Source organism: Collinsella sp. LCP19S3_F2 (assembly GCF_052121015.1).
In the GTDB taxonomy this organism is placed as follows: domain Bacteria; phylum Actinomycetota; class Coriobacteriia; order Coriobacteriales; family Coriobacteriaceae; genus Collinsella.
On the sequence record NZ_JBQKFA010000002.1, the window covers coordinates 58,251 to 77,704 of the forward strand.

General features: G+C 60.8%; 14 protein-coding genes. 13 read left to right on the forward strand and 1 reads right to left on the reverse strand.

All coding sequences use genetic code 11. From position 1 onward, the window contains the following. Positions 1-41: 41 nt before the first annotated feature. The 10 genes from ACTQX9_RS01960 (at position 42) to ACTQX9_RS02005 (ending at position 14,030) form a co-directional block, all read left to right on the forward strand. A complete protein-coding gene (locus ACTQX9_RS01960) occupies positions 42-1,328 on the forward strand; it encodes an adenylosuccinate synthase (protein ID WP_441540328.1) in 1,287 nt (428 codons plus the stop codon). Between the two features lie 120 nt (positions 1,329-1,448). Further along, a complete protein-coding gene (gene purD / locus ACTQX9_RS01965; RefSeq protein WP_441540329.1) occupies positions 1,449-2,753 on the forward strand; it encodes a phosphoribosylamine--glycine ligase in 1,305 nt (434 codons plus the stop codon). A gap of 21 nt (positions 2,754-2,774) precedes the next feature. Next, positions 2,775-3,470, forward strand: coding sequence for an NUDIX domain-containing protein (locus ACTQX9_RS01970; RefSeq protein WP_441033470.1), 696 nt, complete (start codon positions 2,775-2,777; stop codon positions 3,468-3,470). Between the two features lie 82 nt (positions 3,471-3,552). Further along, positions 3,553-5,322 (forward strand): ABC transporter ATP-binding protein, encoded by a 1,770-nt coding sequence (locus tag ACTQX9_RS01975; RefSeq protein ID WP_441540330.1) that lies wholly within the window; start codon positions 3,553-3,555, stop codon positions 5,320-5,322. Between the two features lie 19 nt (positions 5,323-5,341). Further along, a complete protein-coding gene (locus tag ACTQX9_RS01980; protein ID WP_441540331.1) occupies positions 5,342-6,307 on the forward strand; it encodes a hypothetical protein in 966 nt (321 codons plus the stop codon). 409 nt (positions 6,308-6,716) lie between these two features. Then, a complete protein-coding gene (gene carA, locus ACTQX9_RS01985; protein WP_441540332.1) occupies positions 6,717-8,162 on the forward strand; it encodes a glutamine-hydrolyzing carbamoyl-phosphate synthase small subunit in 1,446 nt (481 codons plus the stop codon). Position 8,163: 1 nt separating this feature from the next. After that, a complete protein-coding gene (carB, locus tag ACTQX9_RS01990; protein WP_441540333.1) occupies positions 8,164-11,478 on the forward strand; it encodes a carbamoyl-phosphate synthase large subunit in 3,315 nt (1,104 codons plus the stop codon). A gap of 485 nt (positions 11,479-11,963) precedes the next feature. Beyond that, complete coding sequence (gene purE, locus ACTQX9_RS01995) at positions 11,964-12,428, forward strand: 5-(carboxyamino)imidazole ribonucleotide mutase (RefSeq protein WP_441540334.1); 465 nt, start codon at positions 11,964-11,966, stop codon at positions 12,426-12,428. Between the two features lie 444 nt (positions 12,429-12,872). Beyond that, entirely contained in the window at positions 12,873-13,475 is a 603-nt protein-coding gene (locus ACTQX9_RS02000; RefSeq protein ID WP_441540335.1) for a class B sortase, read from the forward strand. Between the two features lie 135 nt (positions 13,476-13,610). After that, positions 13,611-14,030: a molybdenum cofactor biosynthesis protein MoaE gene (locus ACTQX9_RS02005; RefSeq protein ID WP_441054646.1), complete on the forward strand. Its 420-nt coding sequence runs from the start codon at positions 13,611-13,613 to the stop codon at positions 14,028-14,030. A 106-nt stretch (positions 14,031-14,136) separates the two neighbouring features. Here the strand turns inward: ACTQX9_RS02005 and ACTQX9_RS02010 are convergent, their stop codons facing one another. Further along, positions 14,137-15,366: a putative ABC transporter permease gene (locus tag ACTQX9_RS02010; RefSeq protein WP_441540336.1), complete on the reverse strand. Its 1,230-nt coding sequence runs from the start codon at positions 15,364-15,366 to the stop codon at positions 14,137-14,139. Positions 15,367-15,662: 296 nt separating this feature from the next. On the opposite strand from ACTQX9_RS02010, the gene purF reads away from it, so the two are divergent. The 3 genes from purF (at position 15,663) to purN (ending at position 19,290) form a co-directional block, all read left to right on the forward strand. Then, positions 15,663-17,333, forward strand: a complete 1,671-nt coding sequence (gene purF, locus ACTQX9_RS02015; protein WP_441540337.1) for an amidophosphoribosyltransferase — start codon at positions 15,663-15,665, stop codon at positions 17,331-17,333. 156 nt (positions 17,334-17,489) lie between these two features. Further along, positions 17,490-18,593, forward strand: a complete 1,104-nt coding sequence (gene purM, locus ACTQX9_RS02020; protein WP_441540338.1) for a phosphoribosylformylglycinamidine cyclo-ligase — start codon at positions 17,490-17,492, stop codon at positions 18,591-18,593. Further along, positions 18,583-19,290, forward strand: a complete 708-nt coding sequence (purN, locus tag ACTQX9_RS02025) for a phosphoribosylglycinamide formyltransferase (RefSeq protein ID WP_441540339.1) — start codon at positions 18,583-18,585, stop codon at positions 19,288-19,290. The genes purM and purN overlap by 11 nt, the downstream gene beginning before the upstream one ends. Positions 19,291-19,454: the final 164 nt, after the last annotated feature.

The following is a 19,454-nucleotide window of genomic DNA, read 5'->3' on the forward strand; positions in this document are numbered from 1 at the left end:
CCGTGTGGCGCGCAGACAGTCCATGTATGTAAGGAGTAAACATGCCGTCAACCGTTTTGGTCGGTGCCCAGTGGGGCGATGAGGGCAAGGGTAAGATCTGCGACCTGATCGCCGGCGACTTCGATGCCGTCGTGCGCTATTCGGGCGGCAACAACGCCGGGCACACCATCGTTGTCAACGGCAAGAAGTACGGCCTGCACCAGGTGCCCTCCGGCATCATGTACGCCGACCACGTGTCGGTGATTGGCAACGGCTGCGTCGTCAACCCCAAGGTTGTCCTTGAGGAGATCGACATGTTCGAGGCCGATGGCATCACCACCAAGAACCTCAAGATCAGCGGCAACGCACACGTGATCATGCCGTATCACGTCGACCTGGACGGAGCCTTTGAGCAGAAGCTCGGCAAGAAGAGTATCGGTACCACCAAGCGCGGCATTGGCCCGTGCTATCAGGACAAGATGGCCCGTATTGGCCTTCGTATGCAGGACATGCTGGACGAGGAGCTCTTCCGCGACAAGCTGGAAACCGCTCTTGCCCGCGTGAATCCCGAGCTCGAGCTGCTTTACGGCCTGCCCACCTACACCGTGGACCAGATCTGTGAAGAGTACCTGCCCATGGCCGAGCGCCTGCGCCCGTACATCACCGAGACGAGCCTGCTGCTCAACAACATGATCGATGAGGGCAAGACCCTGCTCTTTGAGGGCGCCCAGGCAACATTGCTCGATATCGACCACGGCACCTATCCGTTTGTCACGTCTTCCAACTGCACCGCCGGCGGCGCGATCACCGGTTCTGGTGTTGGCATGAAAAACGTCGACCGCGTGCTGGGCGTCATGAAGGCCTACATCACCCGCGTCGGTGCAGGCCCCATGCCCACTGAGCTTTCCTACGAGTCCGAGGCCGGCCATACGCTGACCGAGGAGGGCTATGAGTACGGCGTGACCACCGGTCGCCGTCGTCGCTGCGGCTGGTTTGACGGTCCCATCGCCAACTACGCCTCGCGCGTCAACGGTCTTACCGACATCGCCCTGACCAAGCTCGACGTGCTTTCGGTCTTCGACACCATTAAGGTGTGCGTGGCCTATGACGTCGACGGCGAGCGCTACACCAGCGTGCCCGAGCACCAGGTGCGCTTTGAGCATGCCAAGCCCATCTACGAGGAGCTTCCTGGCTGGAAGTGCGATATCACCGGCTGCCGCAGCTTTGAGGAGCTGCCGCAGGAGGCTCAGGACTACGTGGCATATGTCGAGGATCTGGCGCACACGCGCGTGACGTTTGTCGGTGTTGGCGCCGGCCGCGAGCAGATCATCAACCGATTCTGGAAGTAATCGGCGTTATTTGGTTATTGCGATATACCCCTTCGCAGCCCGGACGGGCGGCCGAGGGGTATATTTGCTTGTAATGGGCCCGCATGGTTGACGGGCCGTTAATCCATAGAGGAGGCACCCTTGAAGGCGGACACTCAAACCATCGACATCCTGTTGTTGGGCAGCGGCGGCCGCGAGCATGCTTTGGCAGCCAAGCTCGCGGCATCACCGCGCGCCGGCAAGCTCTACATCGCCCCGGGCAACGGCGGCACCGCGAGCTGCGGCGAGAACGTGGTTCTCGACGATTGCGATTCTGCTGCCGTGACGGCGTTTGCACAGAGCCACGGATGCGGACTCGTGGTGATTGGCCCCGAGGCTCCGCTCGTGGCGGGCGTGGCCGACGCCGTGCGCGCGGCGGGTATTCCCTGCTTTGGCCCGGGTGCCGAGGGCGCCCAGATGGAGGGCTCTAAGCTGTTCTCCAAGCAGCTCATGGAGCGCGCGGGCATTCCGACGGCCGCCTACGGCTCGTTTACCGACGAGGCTTCGGCTCTCGCCTATGTGCGCGAGCAGGGCGCTCCGCTGGTCGTGAAGGCCGACGGTCTTGCCGCGGGCAAGGGCGTTATTGTGGCAACCGAGCTTTCGCAGGCCGAAGAGGCCGTGCGCGAGTGCTTTGGCGGCACCTTTGGCGACGCCGGCAACACCGTGGTTATCGAGGAGATGCTCGTTGGCCCCGAGTGCTCGCTGCTGGCCTTTACCGACGGCAAGACCGTGCGCCCCATGGCCACCTCGCAGGACCACAAGCGCGCGCTTGAGGGCGACCTTGGTCCCAACACGGGCGGCATGGGCGTCTACAGCCCGGTGCCTATCGTGACCGACGAGGAGCATGCCACCATGGTGAAGGTCATGGAGCAGACCGTGGCCGAGCTCGCCGCCGAGGGTATCGATTACCGTGGCTGCCTGTACGGCGGCTTTATGCTTACCCCCGCCGGCCCCAAGGTGCTGGAGTTTAACGCCCGCTTTGGCGACCCCGAGACGCAGGTCGTGCTGCCGCGCCTTAAGAACGACCTGGTCGAGGTCATGCTTGCCTGCGCTAACTGCGAGCTCGACCAGATTGAGCTCGATTGGCGTGACGAGTGGGCGGTGGCCGTTGTCCTGACGAGCGCGGGTTATCCCGGCAGCTACGAGAAGGGCAAGGTCATCACCGGCATCGAGGATGCCGAGGCCATGGAGAACGTGACCGTGTATCACGCCGGCACCGCCGTGGTGGACGGCCAGCTCGTGACCAACGGCGGCCGCGTGCTCGCCGTGACCGCGCTGGGCGACACGTTCGAGAACGCTCGCAACCTTTCCTACGAAGCTTGCGAGAAGATCGATTTTGAGGGCAAGACCCTGCGTCACGACATTGGCCTGCGCGCGCTGCGCGGCCGCGACGCCTGGGATGCCTAAAATCCGAGAGGAATGATACGGATGGACGAGAAGAACGAAGAGCTCGTGGACGCGCAAATCGTCGAAGAGGACAGCCACATGTATGGGCACGCCGAGGGCGAGCCTGGTGGCGAGGTCGCTGACGAGCCGGCGCTGGTGCTGGGCGACGACGACCCGCACGATGCCGAGCTGCACGAGAAGATTCTTTCGGAGGAGTGCGCCTGGAAGGGCAAGATCCTCGACGTCCACCGTCTTGAGGTTGAGCTGCCCAACGGTCACCGCAGCGCCCGCGATATCGTTCGCCATCCGGGTGCGGCGGCCGTTGTGGCGCTGACCGAGAGCGGCAAGATCGTACTGGTGCGTCAGTACCGCACCGCCATCGACCGCGTGACGGTTGAGATTCCCGCCGGCAAGCTCGACCCAGGCGAGGACCCGCTCGATTGTGCCAGGCGCGAGCTGCATGAGGAGACGGGCTTTAAGGCCGGGCGCATTCGCTTTTTAACGTCGATTGTCACGACCTGTGGTTTTTGCGACGAGATTATTCACATCTACCTTGCCACCAAGCTCGAGTTCGATGCGCCCAACCCCGACGATGACGAGTTTGTCAACGTTGACCTGGTGCCGCTGCACGAGCTGATCGATGCCGTGCTCGACGGCAAGATCGAGGACGCCAAGACCGTCGTGGGCGCGCTTGCCTGCGACAGCATCGCACACCGCCTTGGTGGTTCTGAGCTGTAACGAGTGGGGATAGCCCTGGGACAAGTGCTACTGATTGCTTTGTCCCAGGGTCTTACGTTGCTGATATTTCTTTGAGGATCACATGCTGAAGCGTTTTCTGTCTTACTACAAGCCCCAGATGGGGCTTTTTGTTGCCGATACCATTTGCGCCCTGGTGCTCGCCGCCATTGACCTGGCGTTTCCCATTATCCTGCGCAATCTGTGCGGCGGGCTGTTTACCCAGGGCCAGACTGCCATTATGCAGGCGCTCGGTATGATCGCGGTGGGACTGGTGCTGATGTATGCCACCCGCTGCGCCTGCCGCTACTTTGTGAGCTATTGGGGCCACGTGATGGGCGCGCGCATGGAGTCCAAGATGCGCGAGGACTTGTTCGATCAGTACGAGCGTTTTAGCTTTGCGTACTTTGATCGCAACAGCTCGGGTGACATGATGAGCCGCGTGGTCAACGACCTGTTCGATATCTGCGAGGCGGCGCACCACGTGCCCGAATGGATCATTATTTGCGGTATCGAGATCATTGGCTCGTTTGTGATTCTGTTTACCATTGCGCCGGTGCTCGCGCTCGCCATGGCCGTGGTGACGGCGGTGTTCGCGGTCATTATGTTTTGGCAGAATATGCGCATGCGCGAGGTCTTTAGCGATAACCGCAAAAAGATCAGCGGCATCAATGCGCAGCTGCAGGATTCGCTGGCGGGCATGCGTGTGGTCAAAAGCTTTGCCAATGAGCAGACCGAACGCTCTAAGTTCCGTGCCTCTAACGATCGCTACCTTTCGTCCAAGGAAAACATGTATCACGCCATGGGCGTCTACACCGCGACGTATGGTCTGCTCTCGGGCGTGCTCTATGTAATCGTGGTGCTGCTGGGCGGTTGGCTCGTTGCCCAAAGCCAGCTGCAGGCGGTCGATATGGCAACCTTCGCGCTCTACATTTCGCTGTTCTGCACGCCGCTTGAGACACTCGTCAATTCGGCCGAGACGTATCAGAAAGCCATCGCCGGCTTTAAGCGCATGGACGAGGTGCTCTCGACTGTCCCCGATATTCAGGATAAGCCGGGTGCTGCGGATCTGCAGGTGACGGCCGGCGCTGTTGAGTATCGCGACGTGTGCTTTAGCTACGAGGATGTCGAGCTGGGCGCGGGCGACGGGACGCGTCCCGTTATCGACCATATGGATCTGTCCATTAAGCCCGGTCAAACCATCGCTTTGGTTGGTCCCTCGGGCGGCGGCAAATCAACGACTTGTTCGCTGTTGCCGCGCTTTTACGACGTTGCCGCCGGCTCCATTAGCATTGACGGCCAGGATGTGCGCGACGTGACGCAGCGTAGCCTGCGCCAATCCATCGGCCTGGTGCAGCAAGATGTCTATCTGTTCGACGGAACGATTGGCGAGAACATCGCCTATGGCAAGCCGGGCGCCACGGCAGAAGAAATCGCCGAGGCGGCCCATCGCGCCAACATCGATGCTTTTATCGAGTCGCTTCCGCAGGGCTATGACACCGTGGTGGGCGAGCGCGGCAGCCGTCTTTCTGGTGGTCAAAAGCAGCGCGTCGCCATCGCGCGCGTGTTTCTCAAAAATCCCAAGATCCTTATTTTGGATGAGGCGACCAGTGCTCTGGATAACGAGAGCGAGGAGGCAGTGCAGGAGTCGCTCGAGCGCTTGGCTCGTGGCCGCACCACGATCATCATCGCTCACCGTCTCTCGACCATTAAGCATGCCGACGAGATTGCGACGGTTGAGCATGGTCGCGTTGTGGAACGTGGCACGCACGAGGAGCTTCTCGCCCGTGGCGGCACTTATGCCCGTTACTATCGAATGCAGTTCGAAGGTGCGCGTGCGCACGAGCTCGACTGATTGATATGACAGGAAGGTTATGGCTGATAAGAACCATCTGACTCCGGAAGAAGTGACGGAGTTATTCTCCGAAATCGATGCATCCGGCGTCTTGGATCCTACACTCGCCAAAAAGCGTACCGAGCGCATGCGCGAGAAAGAGTCTGCCGTCAAACGCGGTGACAAGGCGACACTGGCGCGGCTGCGCAGCGAGGATCGCGCGAGCCAGGCAAAACATATCGACCCGCTGTCCGAGGACGATCCTTCGGGTTCGCAGGTGAGCCATACCATTACGAAGACTGCCATGGTCGTTGTTATCGGCATCCTGGTGCTGATTGTGGGCATGCAGATCGGCTACGGCGTGATGCGACGCCTGAACACCGCGAACCTCTCCGAGAGCGTTTCGGTGGATACCGTCTCGACCGCGCTCAAAGGTGGACTTGAATGGGGCAACGGCTTTACACAGTTCCCGCTCGATTTTACCGTCGACGAGGCCGACGAGGGTACGGGCACGGTTGAGGTGACGGTGCTGGACACGTCTTCTGCCAATGAACTCGAGTTGCTGTCCAACGGTCAGATTCAGGCGGCGGCGCTCGCAACCAATGCCCTGCTCAACGACAAGATTGACCGTGTGGTGTATAACGTCCACGCCTATATCGACGAGGACAGCAGGATTCAGCATGATTCCTTCTTTGGCATGTTTCCCGCCCAGGGCCACCAGAGCGCCATCCTGACATTCGTCTGGACCAAGAGCTCTTCTAACGCCACCAATATCGACTGGAAGATGCGTATCGTGAGCATGGATGAAACCATTGCCGAGCGCATTCAGAAACAGGTGAACTCGGTATCGTCGCTCATCGAGGACCCGGCGGTGAGCCAGACTAAGATTGACGAGGAAAAGGCCGAACGTGACCTGGAGCACCGCCTGCACGGCCGCGAGATTTTCCGTGGCGGCAAGCTTGGCCGCACCCCGTCCGAATTACTTGAGCAGGACAAGCAAAAGTAGTCCGCAGCCACATAGAACGATGACATCCCGCGTGAGCCGCAAGCCCACGCGGGATGATTTTTCTGGGACGGGGATTAAAAAATTATTCTGTCATGTATGCGGTTGGCGAGTAGTCAATTTGGGACGGGGCTATTTTAGCTACCCCGGCTGGTGGCACGACGGTTGGGTTGATTGACGGACGGGGCAGCTAAAATAGCCCCGTCCCAAATTGACTACTCAGCGACAAAGCTCTGCTTTCAGAATGATTTTTTAATCCCGTCCCAGAAAATCATTATGCATAAGAAGTCATAATTATCATTTTGTAAACAATTCTATGTAATTAACGCCATACGGCATACTTACGGTTAAAATACCGCGAGGCCTAACTACACACCTTTAAGCCGGTCCCGAGAGACCGGGAAGGAGAACTATGGCGAACAACCATATTGCGGGCGCTGCCGCCCGCACCATCGCGCCCAGCGAACTGTGCCAGCGCATGCTGGCCAAAACCAGCAAGGGTGCTTGCGGTCCCTGCATCCTGTACCTTGAGGATGGGACCATTTTTTATGGCCGTGCATGTGGTGCCGAGGGCACCGCGACCGGCGAAGTCTGCTTCAATACCTCACTCGAGGGTTACTTTGAGGTTATGACCGACCCGAGCTATGCTGGCCAGATCGTTACCATGACCTATCCGCAGATTGGCAACTATGGCATCGACGAGACCGATGTCCAGTCCGCCTTCCCCGGCGATGACGTGCGCCCTGCGAGTGCTCCCGCCATGCGCGGCATGGTCGTGCGCGACATGTGTGCCACGCCTTCTAACTGGCGCTCGGCCGTCAGCGTGCCGGAGTACCTGCGCGCACACGGCATCGTCGCTATCGAGGGCGTCGACACCCGAGCCCTGGTGCGCCACCTGCGCGACAATGGCTCCAAGATGGGCATTATCTCGACCGAGGTCCTCGACATCGACGAGCTTGCCGAGCGCTTGGCCTCTGCTCCCACGCTGGTGGGGGAGAACCTGGTCAAGACCGTGAGCTGCCCTGCGCCCCATCCGTTCGCCGGGAGCGATCTGCCCGCCGAGCATGGCTTTGCGCTTGCGGCCCCCGCTCCCGCCCGCCACAACGTGGTCGCGTACGACTGCGGTGTCAAGCGTGGCATCCTGGAGGGTCTGGTCCGTGCTGACTGCGACCTCACCGTCGTGCCGTGGGATACACCCGCGCGTCAGGTACTCGACATGAATCCCGATGGCGTCTTTTTGTCCAACGGCCCCGGCGACCCCGATGCCGTGGTAGAGACCTACGAGCAGGTGCAGCAGCTGATCGGCAAGGTGCCCGTCTTTGGCATTTGCCTGGGTCACCAGATGATCAGCTTGGCATGCGGTGCCCAGATGGAAAAGCTCAAATTCGGTCACCGTGGCGGTAACCAGCCGGTTATGAACCTGGTCAGCCGCCGCGTGGAAATTACCGCGCAAAACCACGGCTTTGGCTTGCTGTTCCCCAGCTTGGGCAAGCTTGTCCCCGAACTTTCGGGCGGCGAGACCGAGCATGCGGCCGACGGCGATCTGCGCGTCTGGGTGCGCCGTGGTATCGCGCCCGTCGTGATGAACGAGCGCTTTGGCCGCATTCGCCTGACGCACGTGAACCTCAACGACGGCACCGCCGAGGGCATTCAGCTGCTCGACGCCCCGTGCTTCTCGGTCCAGTACCACCCCGAGGCCTCGCCCGGTCCCACCGATGCCCACTATCTCTTTACCGCCTTTACGCGACTCATGGACGGCGAGGAGAACTACCTGGACATCGACACCGCGAAGGACCGCCTGCAGGGCTGGAACTTTGCCGACAATGGTTCCGCCACGACTGAGACCGAGGAGAACTAACATGCCTAAGCGTACTGACATCAAGCGTATCCTCGTCATTGGCTCGGGTCCCATCGTCATTGGCCAGGCCTGCGAGTTCGATTACTCCGGCGCCCAGGCCTGCAAGGTGCTCAAGGAGGATGGCTTTGAGGTCATCCTGGTCAACTCCAACCCGGCGACCATCATGACCGACCCGGGACTGGCCGACCGCACCTATGTCGAGCCCATCACCGCCGAATTTATCGAGCGCGTGATCAAGAAGGAGCGCCCGGACGCGCTGCTGCCCACGCTGGGCGGCCAGACCGGTCTGAACGCCGCCGTCGAGCTGGCAAAGGACGGCACGCTCGACCAGTACGGCGTCGAGATGATCGGCTGCGACCTTGCCGCCATCGAGCGCGGCGAGGACCGCAAGCTCTTTAACGAGGCCATGGCCGAGATCGGCCTGGAGGTCGCGCGCTCGGGCTATGCCTACAGCGTGGCCGACGCCGAGGCCATCGCCGAGCGCGTGGGATATCCCTGCGTGCTGCGCCCGAGCTTTACCCTGGGCGGCGCCGGCGGCGGCATCGCGCACACCCGCGAGGAGCTCGTCTCCATCGTGAGCCAAGGCCTTGAGCTTTCGCCCGCCCACGAGGTACTGGTCGAGGAGTCCATCGAGGGTTGGAAAGAGTACGAGATGGAGGTCATGCGCGACCACGCCGGCAACGGCATCATCGTGTGCTCCATCGAGAACCTCGACCCCATGGGCGTGCATACCGGCGACTCCATCACCGTGGCGCCGGCGCAGACCCTCTCCGACCTTGAGTATCAGCGCATGCGTGTCGCCTCGCTCGCCATTCTGGAGAAGATCGGCGTCGAGACCGGTGGCTCCAACGTGCAGTTTGCCGTGAACCCGCAGACCGGTCGCCTGATCGTCATCGAGATGAACCCGCGCGTGAGCCGTTCGTCCGCACTGGCCTCCAAGGCCACGGGCTTCCCCATCGCCAAGGCCGCCGCTCGCCTGGCCGTGGGCTACACGCTCGACGAGATCGTCAACGACATCACCAAAGCCACGCCTGCCTGCTTTGAGCCCACGATCGACTACTGTGTGGTCAAGGTGCCGCGCTTTGCCTTTGAGAAGTTCAAGGGTACCGACCCCACGCTCACAACGCGCATGAAAGCCGTGGGCGAGATCATGGCGATCGGCCGCACCTTTGAGGAGGCCTTTGGCAAGGCCATGCGCTCGCTGGAGGACGGGCATCAGGGCATTTGCGCTGGTGGCAAGGAAGGTGCCGATAAGCTGAGCGACGACGAGCTCGCTCAGGCCGTGGGCACCCCGACTGAGCACCGCATCTTCTTTGTGGTCGAGGCCCTGCGTCGTGGCTGGGATGTCGCGCGCATCCACGCCATCTGCGGCATCGATCCGTGGTATCTCAACCGTATCAACGATATGGTGCAGGTCCAGGAGAGCATTCGCGGCCTGCGCGTGGAGGACATCGACGCCGACGCGATGCGCCTGCTCAAGCAGTATGGCACGAGCGATGCCGAGATTGCCGCGCTGACCGGCTCGGACGAGCGCTTTGTTCGCGCTTACCGTAAGGGCCTGGGCGTGGTTCCCAGCATGAAGACGGTCGACACCTGCGCTGCTGAGTTCTCGAGTGCCACGGAGTATCACTACAAGACCTACGAAAACATCTACCGCACGAGCCCGGTCGCCAAGAAGTGCGTTGCCCCCGACGAGACCACGCCGGCAGATAAGCCCAAGGCGATGATTCTGGGTGCCGGCCCCAACCGTATCGGCCAGGGTATCGAGTTTGACTACTGCTGCGTGCACGCGAGCTACGCGCTGGCGGCCCGTGGCTTCGAGACCATCATGGTCAACTGCAACCCCGAGACCGTCTCGACCGACTACGACACGTCCGATCGTCTGTACTTTGAGCCGCTCACCTACGAGGACGTCATGGACGTTATCGATGTTGAGCGCCCCGACGGCGTCGTGGTGACGCTCGGCGGCCAGACCCCGCTTAAGCTGGCGCGCATGCTCGAGGAGAGCGGCGTGAACATCATGGGTACCAAGCCCGATGCCATCGATTTTGCCGAGGACCGCGAGCGCTTTGCCGCCCTGCTCGACAAGCTGGGCATTATGTACCCGCCGGCGGGTCAGGCCACCTCGTTTGAGGAGGCCGAGGCCGTGGCCGCGCATATCGGCTACCCGCTGCTGGTTCGTCCGAGCTATGTGTTGGGCGGCCGCGGCATGATGATCGCCTACGATGCCGAGCATCTGCACGATTACATGGCCGAGGCTGCCCGCATTAGCCCCGACTACCCGGTGTACCTCGACCGCTTCCTGGAGGGCGCGATCGAGTCCGATGTCGATGCCCTGTGCGACGGCGAGGAGGTCTACATCGGCGGTATTCTGGAGCATATCGAGGAGGCCGGTATCCACTCCGGTGACTCCGCGACTTGCATTCCGCCGTTTAGCTTTAGCGAGAGTCTGCAGGCGAAGCTCCGCGAGACCACGCGCCGCATCGCGATGGCGCTGGGAGTTCGCGGCCTGGTCAATGTGCAGTATGCCATCAAGGGCGAGACCGTCTACGTGATCGAGGCCAACCCGCGCGCAAGCCGTACCGTGCCGTTTATCTCCAAGGCCACCGGCGTGCCGCTGGCCAAGTGCGCGGCGCGCATCATGGCGGGCGATTCCATCGCGAGCCTGGGCCTGCCGAGCGACGAGCGCCAGCTGGACTGCTTCTGCATGAAGGAAGCCGTTATGCCCTGGGGCCGTTTCCCGGGAGCCGACGTTATCCTGGGGCCCGAGATGAAGTCGACGGGCGAGGTCATGGGTGTCGCCAAGAGCTATCCCGAGGCATACGCCAAGACACAGCTGGCGATTGACTACAAGCTGCCCGATCCGAGCGCTGGCAAGGTGTTCATTAGCGTGTGCGATCGCGACAAGCGCCATATCCTTTCGGTCGCCCGTATCCTGCGCTATCTGGGCTTTGACATCTGCTCTACCGAGGGTACGGCGCGCGTGCTGCGCGGAGGCAACGTGACGTGCGAGGTCGTGGAAAAGATCAGCGGCCCGCACGACGGCGAGCGCCCCAACATCGGTGACCTTATCGCCGATGGCAAGATCGCGGTGATCATCAATACGCCGTACGGCCCGGGCTCGCGCGGCGACGGCTATCTGTTGCGCACCGAGGCGGTGCGCCGCGGCGTGACCTGCGTGACGGCGATGTCTGCCGCCAACACCTACGTGAGTGCTATCGAAGCGGTGCGCGAGGACCAGCAGGGCCACGGCAGCGCCAACGACATGGGCATGGACGTCATCGCCCTGCAGGACCTGCCGCAGTACACGGTGTAATGTGACCTGGTCGGCCGGGGCGGGAGGGGCCGAGATTTCCCCCTTTCGCTCCGGCTGCAAGCAGAGTCGCTCAGGAGGAAACTCGGCCCCTCCCGCCCCGGCCTGCGGTGACTTTGCTGCACCGTGCGCTGTCGAAGGGACTTTGCGCGATGACTAGGGCTGAATAAAATTGAGTGTGGGCGCCGTCGTTCATTCGAACGACGGCGCCCACGTTATGTAGGAGGGACTTTCAGCCTCGTCAACCTCCCATTCCAAACCAAATCAGCCAACGTACGTCATGGCAATATCCGGTAGGTCCCCGGGTGCCCCGCGGCGGGCTGGGTTATTTAGCTGAGCGACTTTGCGTAGCAACCGGAGTGAAGATGAAAACACCGGGCCGCTGCAGAGCACCCACAGACCGCAGGGACGGGAGCGGCTATACTACTCTCAGTAGTTAAGGGTCGCGGATTCGCCGCGTCACCGCTCTCAACAGGAGGTCTTTATTTATGGCAGATCAGAAGCCGGTTGTCGGGATCATCATGGGCTCCAAGTCCGATCTGGGCGTTATGGAAGGCTGCACCGCCGAGCTCGAGGCGCTGGGCGTGCCCTATGAGCTCGTGATCGCAAGCGCGCACCGCACGCCGGAGAAGGTTCACGAGTGGGCTTCGACTGCTGCCGATCGCGGTATCAAGGTGATTATCGCCGCCGCCGGCAAGGCCGCTCACTTGGGCGGTGTCGTGGCTGCCTTTACGCCGCTGCCGGTTATCGGTGTTCCTATGAAGACGAGTGACCTGGGCGGCATGGATTCGCTGTTGTCGATGGTGCAAATGCCTTCGGGCGTGCCCGTAGCCTGTGTTGCCATCAACGGCGCCAAGAACGCCGCTATCTACGCCACACAGATTCTGGGTGCTTGCGACCCCGAGTATCGTACGGTCATTGAGAAAATGAAACAGGAGATGGCTGACGCGTAAGATCGCCACCATTCCTTTTGTGCCATAAGGAGAGTTATGTCCGACTATCAGGGAAAACGTTTTAGGTCCTCTCAAATCCCCGACCCTTCAAAGCCCGCTGACAGCCGTGCGCCTCAGCAGGGTCGGGCATCCTCTCCCCAGCATGCCCGTGCCCCACGCCCCGTGGTGCCGACAGGGCAGCGCCGCCAGCGCCAGAATACGCCTGCCGCATACCGTCCTTCGGCGTATAGCACGGCGAAATCGCCGCAGCGTACTACGCCACCGGCCCATAAGGACTCGGCGGGACATGTCCAACAGCCGCGCAAAAAACGTCGGTCGATTTTCCCTATCTTGCTCATCATTGTCGGAATCGGATTGATTGTTGCCGCAGCGGCTATCTACATCAATGCGCAAATTGGCTACAAACAGGCAAGCGACTCGTATGCAAAGATCGAGAAACAATATGTGAGCGATAAGGATGGCAGCGGCATCCCCGTCGTTGATTTTGATGCCCTTGCGCAGACGAACCCCGAGATTGTCGGCTGGATTTACGTTCCGGATACTACTATCAATTATCCGGTGGTTCAGGCCAACAATAACTCCAAGTACCTCAACACGTTGTTTGACGGTACATCCAACGCTTCCGGTGCAATTTTCCTGGACTGCGACGATACGGCCCCCGGTATGGTGGACCAGCAGACCACGATCTATGGCCATCATATGAACGACGGCTCGATGTTCAACATTATTTCGGACACAACCGACCAGGCAAAGTTCGATAGCATCGAGTATGTGTACTACATTACGCGCGACGGTACGTATAAACTCAAGCCGCTCGTGACCAAGATTGTCGAGGATACGTATAACAAAGCGCGCACACCGAGCTTCGATGGCGAAGACGGTCTAAAGAACTATCTTTCCGAAATGCTGGATGGAGCATCGGCGAAGGCCTATGATGCGAGTGATCGTGCGTCTTCGGCAACCAAGGCCGTAACGCTCATCACCTGCCGCTCCCTTTCCTTTAGCGACACGCGTGCCGTGATGGTGCTCACGCCGGTTGAAGAATAAATTGCCCGAGGGTGGCTAATTTGGGACGGGGATCTTTTAGTCGCTCTCATTCTGTTTGACAGAGAATCTGGCTGGTAATCGAAGGGTAGCTATAAGGAACTCCGCCCCAAGGCTACTCGACGACAATAAGGGGAAATGATGCTTGAGAATGGCAAGATGATGCCTTCGGTCGATGTCTGGCTGCGCGAGGCCAAGGCCGACGCCTCGGCACCGGCGTGCGGTATGTACCTGACGCATAACGGCGTGGTGCGCGCAACGCCCAAGTCTGAGGCCCGTGGTGTCAAGACCGATGGCGTGGCGCCGGGTCATAAAGTAAGCGGCATGGTGTTTGGCTACGACGCCGACAAGGTACGGTCTGCCATCGAAGCGACGCGTGCGATGCCCGGCATCGGCTATGTGCGCGTATGGCTGGCGAGCGGTGAGCTTGCCGTGGGCGATGACATCATGCTTGTACTTATTGGAGGGGATATCCGCCCGCATGTGGTCGATGCGCTGCAGTCGCTCGTCGGCACCATCAAGAACGAGTGCGTGAGCGAGGTCGAGCGCGAGGCGTAAGGCCTCGTCGGCAATCCGAGTCTGTCTATAGCGAAAGCCCGCCGGCAGTTCATGTAGATCTGCCAGCGGGCTTTGATGTGTTGGAGCTATTTTGCTCTGGCGTTTGCTACACGCGTGTGGCGTCCTTGGGGCTCATGGTCATACTCTGAAAACGGTTCTCCATATATTCGTTATCGAAATGCTTGTCATAGAACTGTGCGACGGGAATATTTCGAACGGTTCCGTTGACGCGCTGATACCAATAGTCGAGCGATTGCAACGTCATGACGCCGTCGATCAACATGACGGCGGTCAGGATGACGGTAGCAGAGTAGCGGCGTTTCCATGGAATCATATTGATGAGCTTAAGCAGGCGCGGCAGCAAGACCTTGATCCAGATGAGGCCACCCAGGCCCCACATGCAGGCAAACGGCGTGCATGTGCGTCCCCCGGTCAATACCGCGATGGGATCGGGCATGCCGAATAGCCTAATGTGTGAATAACTCCACGACACCACGCCAAATGAGGTCTGCATAAACCAGCCTACAAACACCTCGAAAGCGCCGCCGATCAGGGCACTTACCAGGAAAATGATCAGAGGATTCTTTTTATAGAAGCGGTTGAGCGCCATGGTCATGAGCACCGCGCCAAATCCGTAGATGGGGCTAAAGGGGCCAAATAGCATACCGGCACGGTCCTGATAGACGCCGGGATCGACGACGACCATATGCCAGACTTCCTCGAGAATGAGACCTAACACGCTGCAGACGAAGAATACCCAGAACAGGTTGAAGTAGTTGAGCTTGATGTAGCCCTCGCCGGTTTCGTCGCGGCCGAGCATCCCCTCGGCGGCGGCATCGCGGTCGAGCATCTCTTGCAGACGGCGCTGCAGTTCGCGCTCCTGGCGTAGCGTGGGGTCGACGGTGGCCGACAGCGCAATGAGGATGACAAGCTGGACGGCGGGGCGCAGCAGGAAGGGTCCGATACCCTGGAGCATCACGTCAACTAAAAGCTCCACGACGGTAAATGCGATGAGGACGTAAGACAGGCGGGCGGCATTGCGCCGCTGGTCCTTGATGAGGTCCAGGCCAAAGACGATCAAGATGATCGCGCTTGCCGCCGAGAGCATAATGCCGGCGACGATAAGGCCAACCGCGACCAGGGTGTTATCACCGAGCTTAGCGGCGACGTTGCCGTTAATGAGTGCGGTGATGACCCGCCACATAAAGACGGCGACTGACGGGAGCGTGCCCACGCCAGATAGGGTGCACAGGACTGCGTAGACCTTGATGATAAGGGGGATCTTCTTGGCCTCCGTGGTGCTGGGGACACTGGGGTCGAGTTGATTTCGATCCATACGCTACCTTTCTCGTCTTGTAGTAGCCTACAAGGATACGCCGACGACCAGCTAAAAGACAGGACGAACGTCCCAATTGCAACAATGTAGCCCCTAGCGCGGGCGAGACACGGCGCACGGGAAGTCTTCGAGGCCGTTGCCCCTGAGAGTGGACTACCCAATAAAATGTTTGGTCGCAAAACGGATAATAAGCTCGGTGGGCTTTTAAAAACCGCTGTTCATGCGCGGGAGTGCTTGTCTTGCCGTGCGTATAATAGGGCAGGTAACGCCAAATAACGAGGCTCTGAGGGGATGCCATGTCTCAAGAAACCATCCGCGCGGCCGAGCGTGCTACGGGACGGGTGACGACCATGTCGACGTATGATCCGGACTCCGACCAGCTGCATGAGGAATGCGGCATCTTTGGTGTGTGGGCACCCGATCGCGACGTGGCTCGACTGACGTACTTTGGTCTGCGTGCGCTGCAGCATCGCGGCCAGGAATCGGCGGGAATCGCCGTGGGCGATGGCGGCACGGTTATGGTTCGCAAAGACCTGGGACTGCTCGATCGCGTGTTCTCCAACGCCGACCTGTCGACGCTCTCCGGCCAGTTGGCTGTGGGCCACGTGCGCTATGGCACCGCCGGCGCCAAGAGCTGGGAAGCCTCGCAGCCGCATCTTTCCACCATCAACAGCGTCATCATCGCGCTTGCGCACAACGGCACCCTGGTTAACACTGACGAGCTGCGCCGCCAGCTGATCGAGCTCGGCGTGCCGTTCCTCTCCAATTCGGATTCCGAGGTCGCGACCAAGCTCATTGGCTACTTTACCCAGCGTACGGGCCACCTGCGCGAGGGCATTCGCAAGACCATGGAGCTCGTGCGCGGCGGCTACGCCATGACGCTCATCAACGAGCAGGCACTCTACGCTTTCCGCGACCCACATGGCATTCGTCCGCTGGTGCTGGGTAAGCTCGTGGACGAGGGCCTGGACCAGGCCGACGCCGCATCCGTTTCGCAGCTACCGTCGCAAGACGACGCCGCGACGGTCGACGCTGCCGCTCATGTCACGCGCGCTGGCGGCTGGGTCGTTGCCTCCGAGACATGTGCACTCGATATCGTGGGCGCCGAGTATGTCCGTGATGTCCGTCCCGGCGAGATCTTGCGCATCAGTGCCGAGGGCCTGGTATCCGAGCAGGGTGTGCCCGCTGCCGAAGAGCCCGCTAACTGCATCTTTGAGCAGGTCTACTTTGCCCGCCCCGACTCCATCATGAACGGCAAGAGCGTCTACGCCTGCCGTTACGACATGGGTCGTCAGCTGGCACACGAGGAGCCCGTCGATGCCGACCTGGTCATCGGCGTGCCCGACTCCGGTCTGCCGCCTGCGGAGGGTTATTCGCGCGAGAGCGGCATTCCCTTTGGCGAGGGCCTCATCAAGAATCGCTATGTGGGCCGTACGTTTATCGAGCCCACGCAGGAGCTGCGTGCCATGGGCGTGCGCATGAAGCTCAATCCACTGCGCGACAATATCGAGGGCAAGCGCCTGGTCGTCATCGACGACTCCATCGTTCGCGGCACCACCATGGTGCAGCTCGTCAAGATGCTGCGCAACGCCGGCGCCAAGGAGATTCACATCCGCATCAACTCGCCCGAGGTCATCTGGCCGTGCTTCTACGGCATCGATACCGACGTGCAGTCGCAGCTCATCAGCGCTAACAAGACGGTCGATGAGATCTGCGAGTACATTGGCGCCGATTCGCTGGCCTTCCTTTCGGTCGAGGGCCTGCTGAAGGTCATGCCCAAGGGCGGCTACTGCGATGCGTGCTTTACCGGCCGTTATCCCGTGGCGATTCCCGAGAGCTTTGGCCGCGACAAGTTTATGGAGGGCTTTAAGCCCCGCAACCTGGATAAGCCGCTGCACTTTGGCGACAACGCCGTGGTCGAGAAATACGATGACCGCAGCTGGGAAGAGAAGCACGGCGAGGCCTAGAACCTGCCATTTAGGGACAGGTTTATTTTGGCAGGTTTTATCTGCTGTTTTGTTGATATGACGGCGCGCACCGCTGCGGTGTGCGCCGATATGAACGCAACTATGAGCACTGTTTGGCGTCTGTGTGTCAAACGGTAGTGGGAGAGGAAGGCTCAGATGAGCGACAGCAAGCATGTGACGTATGAGGATGCCGGCGTCGATACCGCCGAGGGCGGCCGCGCCGTCGACGCTATTAAGCAAATGGTTAAGGATACCAACCGTCCCGAGGTTATCGGTGGCATCGGTGGCTTTGGCGGCCTGTTCTCGGCCGCCGCGCTTAAGGATATGGAAGACCCGATCCTGATCAGCGGTACCGACGGCGTGGGCACCAAGCTCGTCCTCGCCCAGATCATGGACCGTCACGAGACGGTGGGCCAGGACCTGGTCGCCATGTGCGTCAACGACATTTTGGCTTCGGGCGCCGAGCCGCTCTTCTTTTTGGACTATGTTGCCATCGGCCACATCGAGGCCGAGCACATGGCAAAGATCATCAAGGGCGTGGCAGACGGCTGCAAGCTCGCGGGCTGCGCGCTCGTGGGCGGCGAGATGGCCGAGCACCCGGGCGTCATGGCTCCCGCCGACTACGACCTCGCCGGCTTTACCGTGGGTGTCGTCGACCGTCCCAAGATGCTCGACCCCGCCAACGTCCGCCCCGGCGACGTGATTCTGGGCCTTCCCTCCACCGGCGTGCACTCCAACGGCTACTCGCTCGTGCGTAAAGTCATCGGCGTTGACGGCATCAAGCCGGGTACGCCCGAGGCCGCCGCTAAGGCCGAGGAGCTGAGCCGTCCGCTCGAGGAGCTCGGCGGCGCATCACTGGCAGACGCTCTGCTGGCCCCCACGCGCATCTACGTCAAGCCGATTCTTGAGCTGCTCCGCGGCGGCGCTCCGGTGCACGCCATCGCTCATATCACCGGCGGTGGCATCACCGAGAACCTTAACCGTGCGTTGGCCGACGACGTCGACGCCGTGGTCACCCGCAATGGCGCCGAGATGGGCTGGGACGTTCCGCCCGTCATCACCTATGTTTCGCACCAGGCCGAGCTTACGCCCAACGAGGCATGCAAGACCTTCAACATGGGCGTCGGCCTGTGCCTGATTGTCGCTCCCGAAGACGAGGCCGCGGTAACCGATGCCCTGGTCGCGCTGGGCGAGAAGCCGTTCCGCGTGGGCGAATGCGTCGAGGGCTCCGGTAAGGTCGTGTACTCCGATGAGCGCTAACGAGCAGACGGCTGCCGCCGAGGGCCTGGGTTTTGCGCCCTATACCCGTCCGACCGGCACCGATACCACCGAGCCGCTCAAGATCGGCGTGCTCATCAGCGGTTCGGGCACCAACCTACAGGCGCTCGTCGACCTGATCGCCGCCGGCAAGCTCAATGCTTCGATCGAGCTCGTGGTGTCGAGCCGTCCTTCGGCCAAGGGCCTGCAGCGTGCAGAGCGTGCGGGTATCCAGACGCTGACGCTCTCCAAGGATGTCTACGCCGACCCTATCGCCGCCGACGAGATTATTGCGCACGAGCTTCTCGAGCGCGGCTGCGAGTATGTGGTCATGGCTGGCTACATGCGAATGGTGCATACGCCGCTGCTGGCGGCGTTCCCCAACCGCGTTGTCAATCTGCATCCGGCGCTGCTGCCGAGCTTTACCGGTGCGCATGCGATCGACGATGCCTTTACGCGCGGCGTCAAGGTGACCGGTGTGACTGTGCATTTTGCCAACGAGATCTACGACAACGGTCCCATCATCGCCCAGCGCGCGCTGGCTGTTGAGGAAGGTTGGGATGTCGACACGCTCGAGGAGCACATCCATGCGATCGAGCACGTGCTGTATCCCGAAGTCGTGCAGATGCTCGCCGACGGCCGCGTCCATGTGTTGGAGAGCGGCAGGGTGGCAATTGATGCGGCGCGGCATCGTGCGTAAAAGGATTCGCTTGGTTTTCCTTGCGACGTAAACTATCAAAAAGCTGATTGGGGCATATGGAATCACATGTGCCCCAATCAGCTTAATACCTCTTTGATTTTGGGCTCTGGATAACGTGACGGGCACCATTCCCATTCCAAGAAATCCGATAGGGCCTCGTCCGT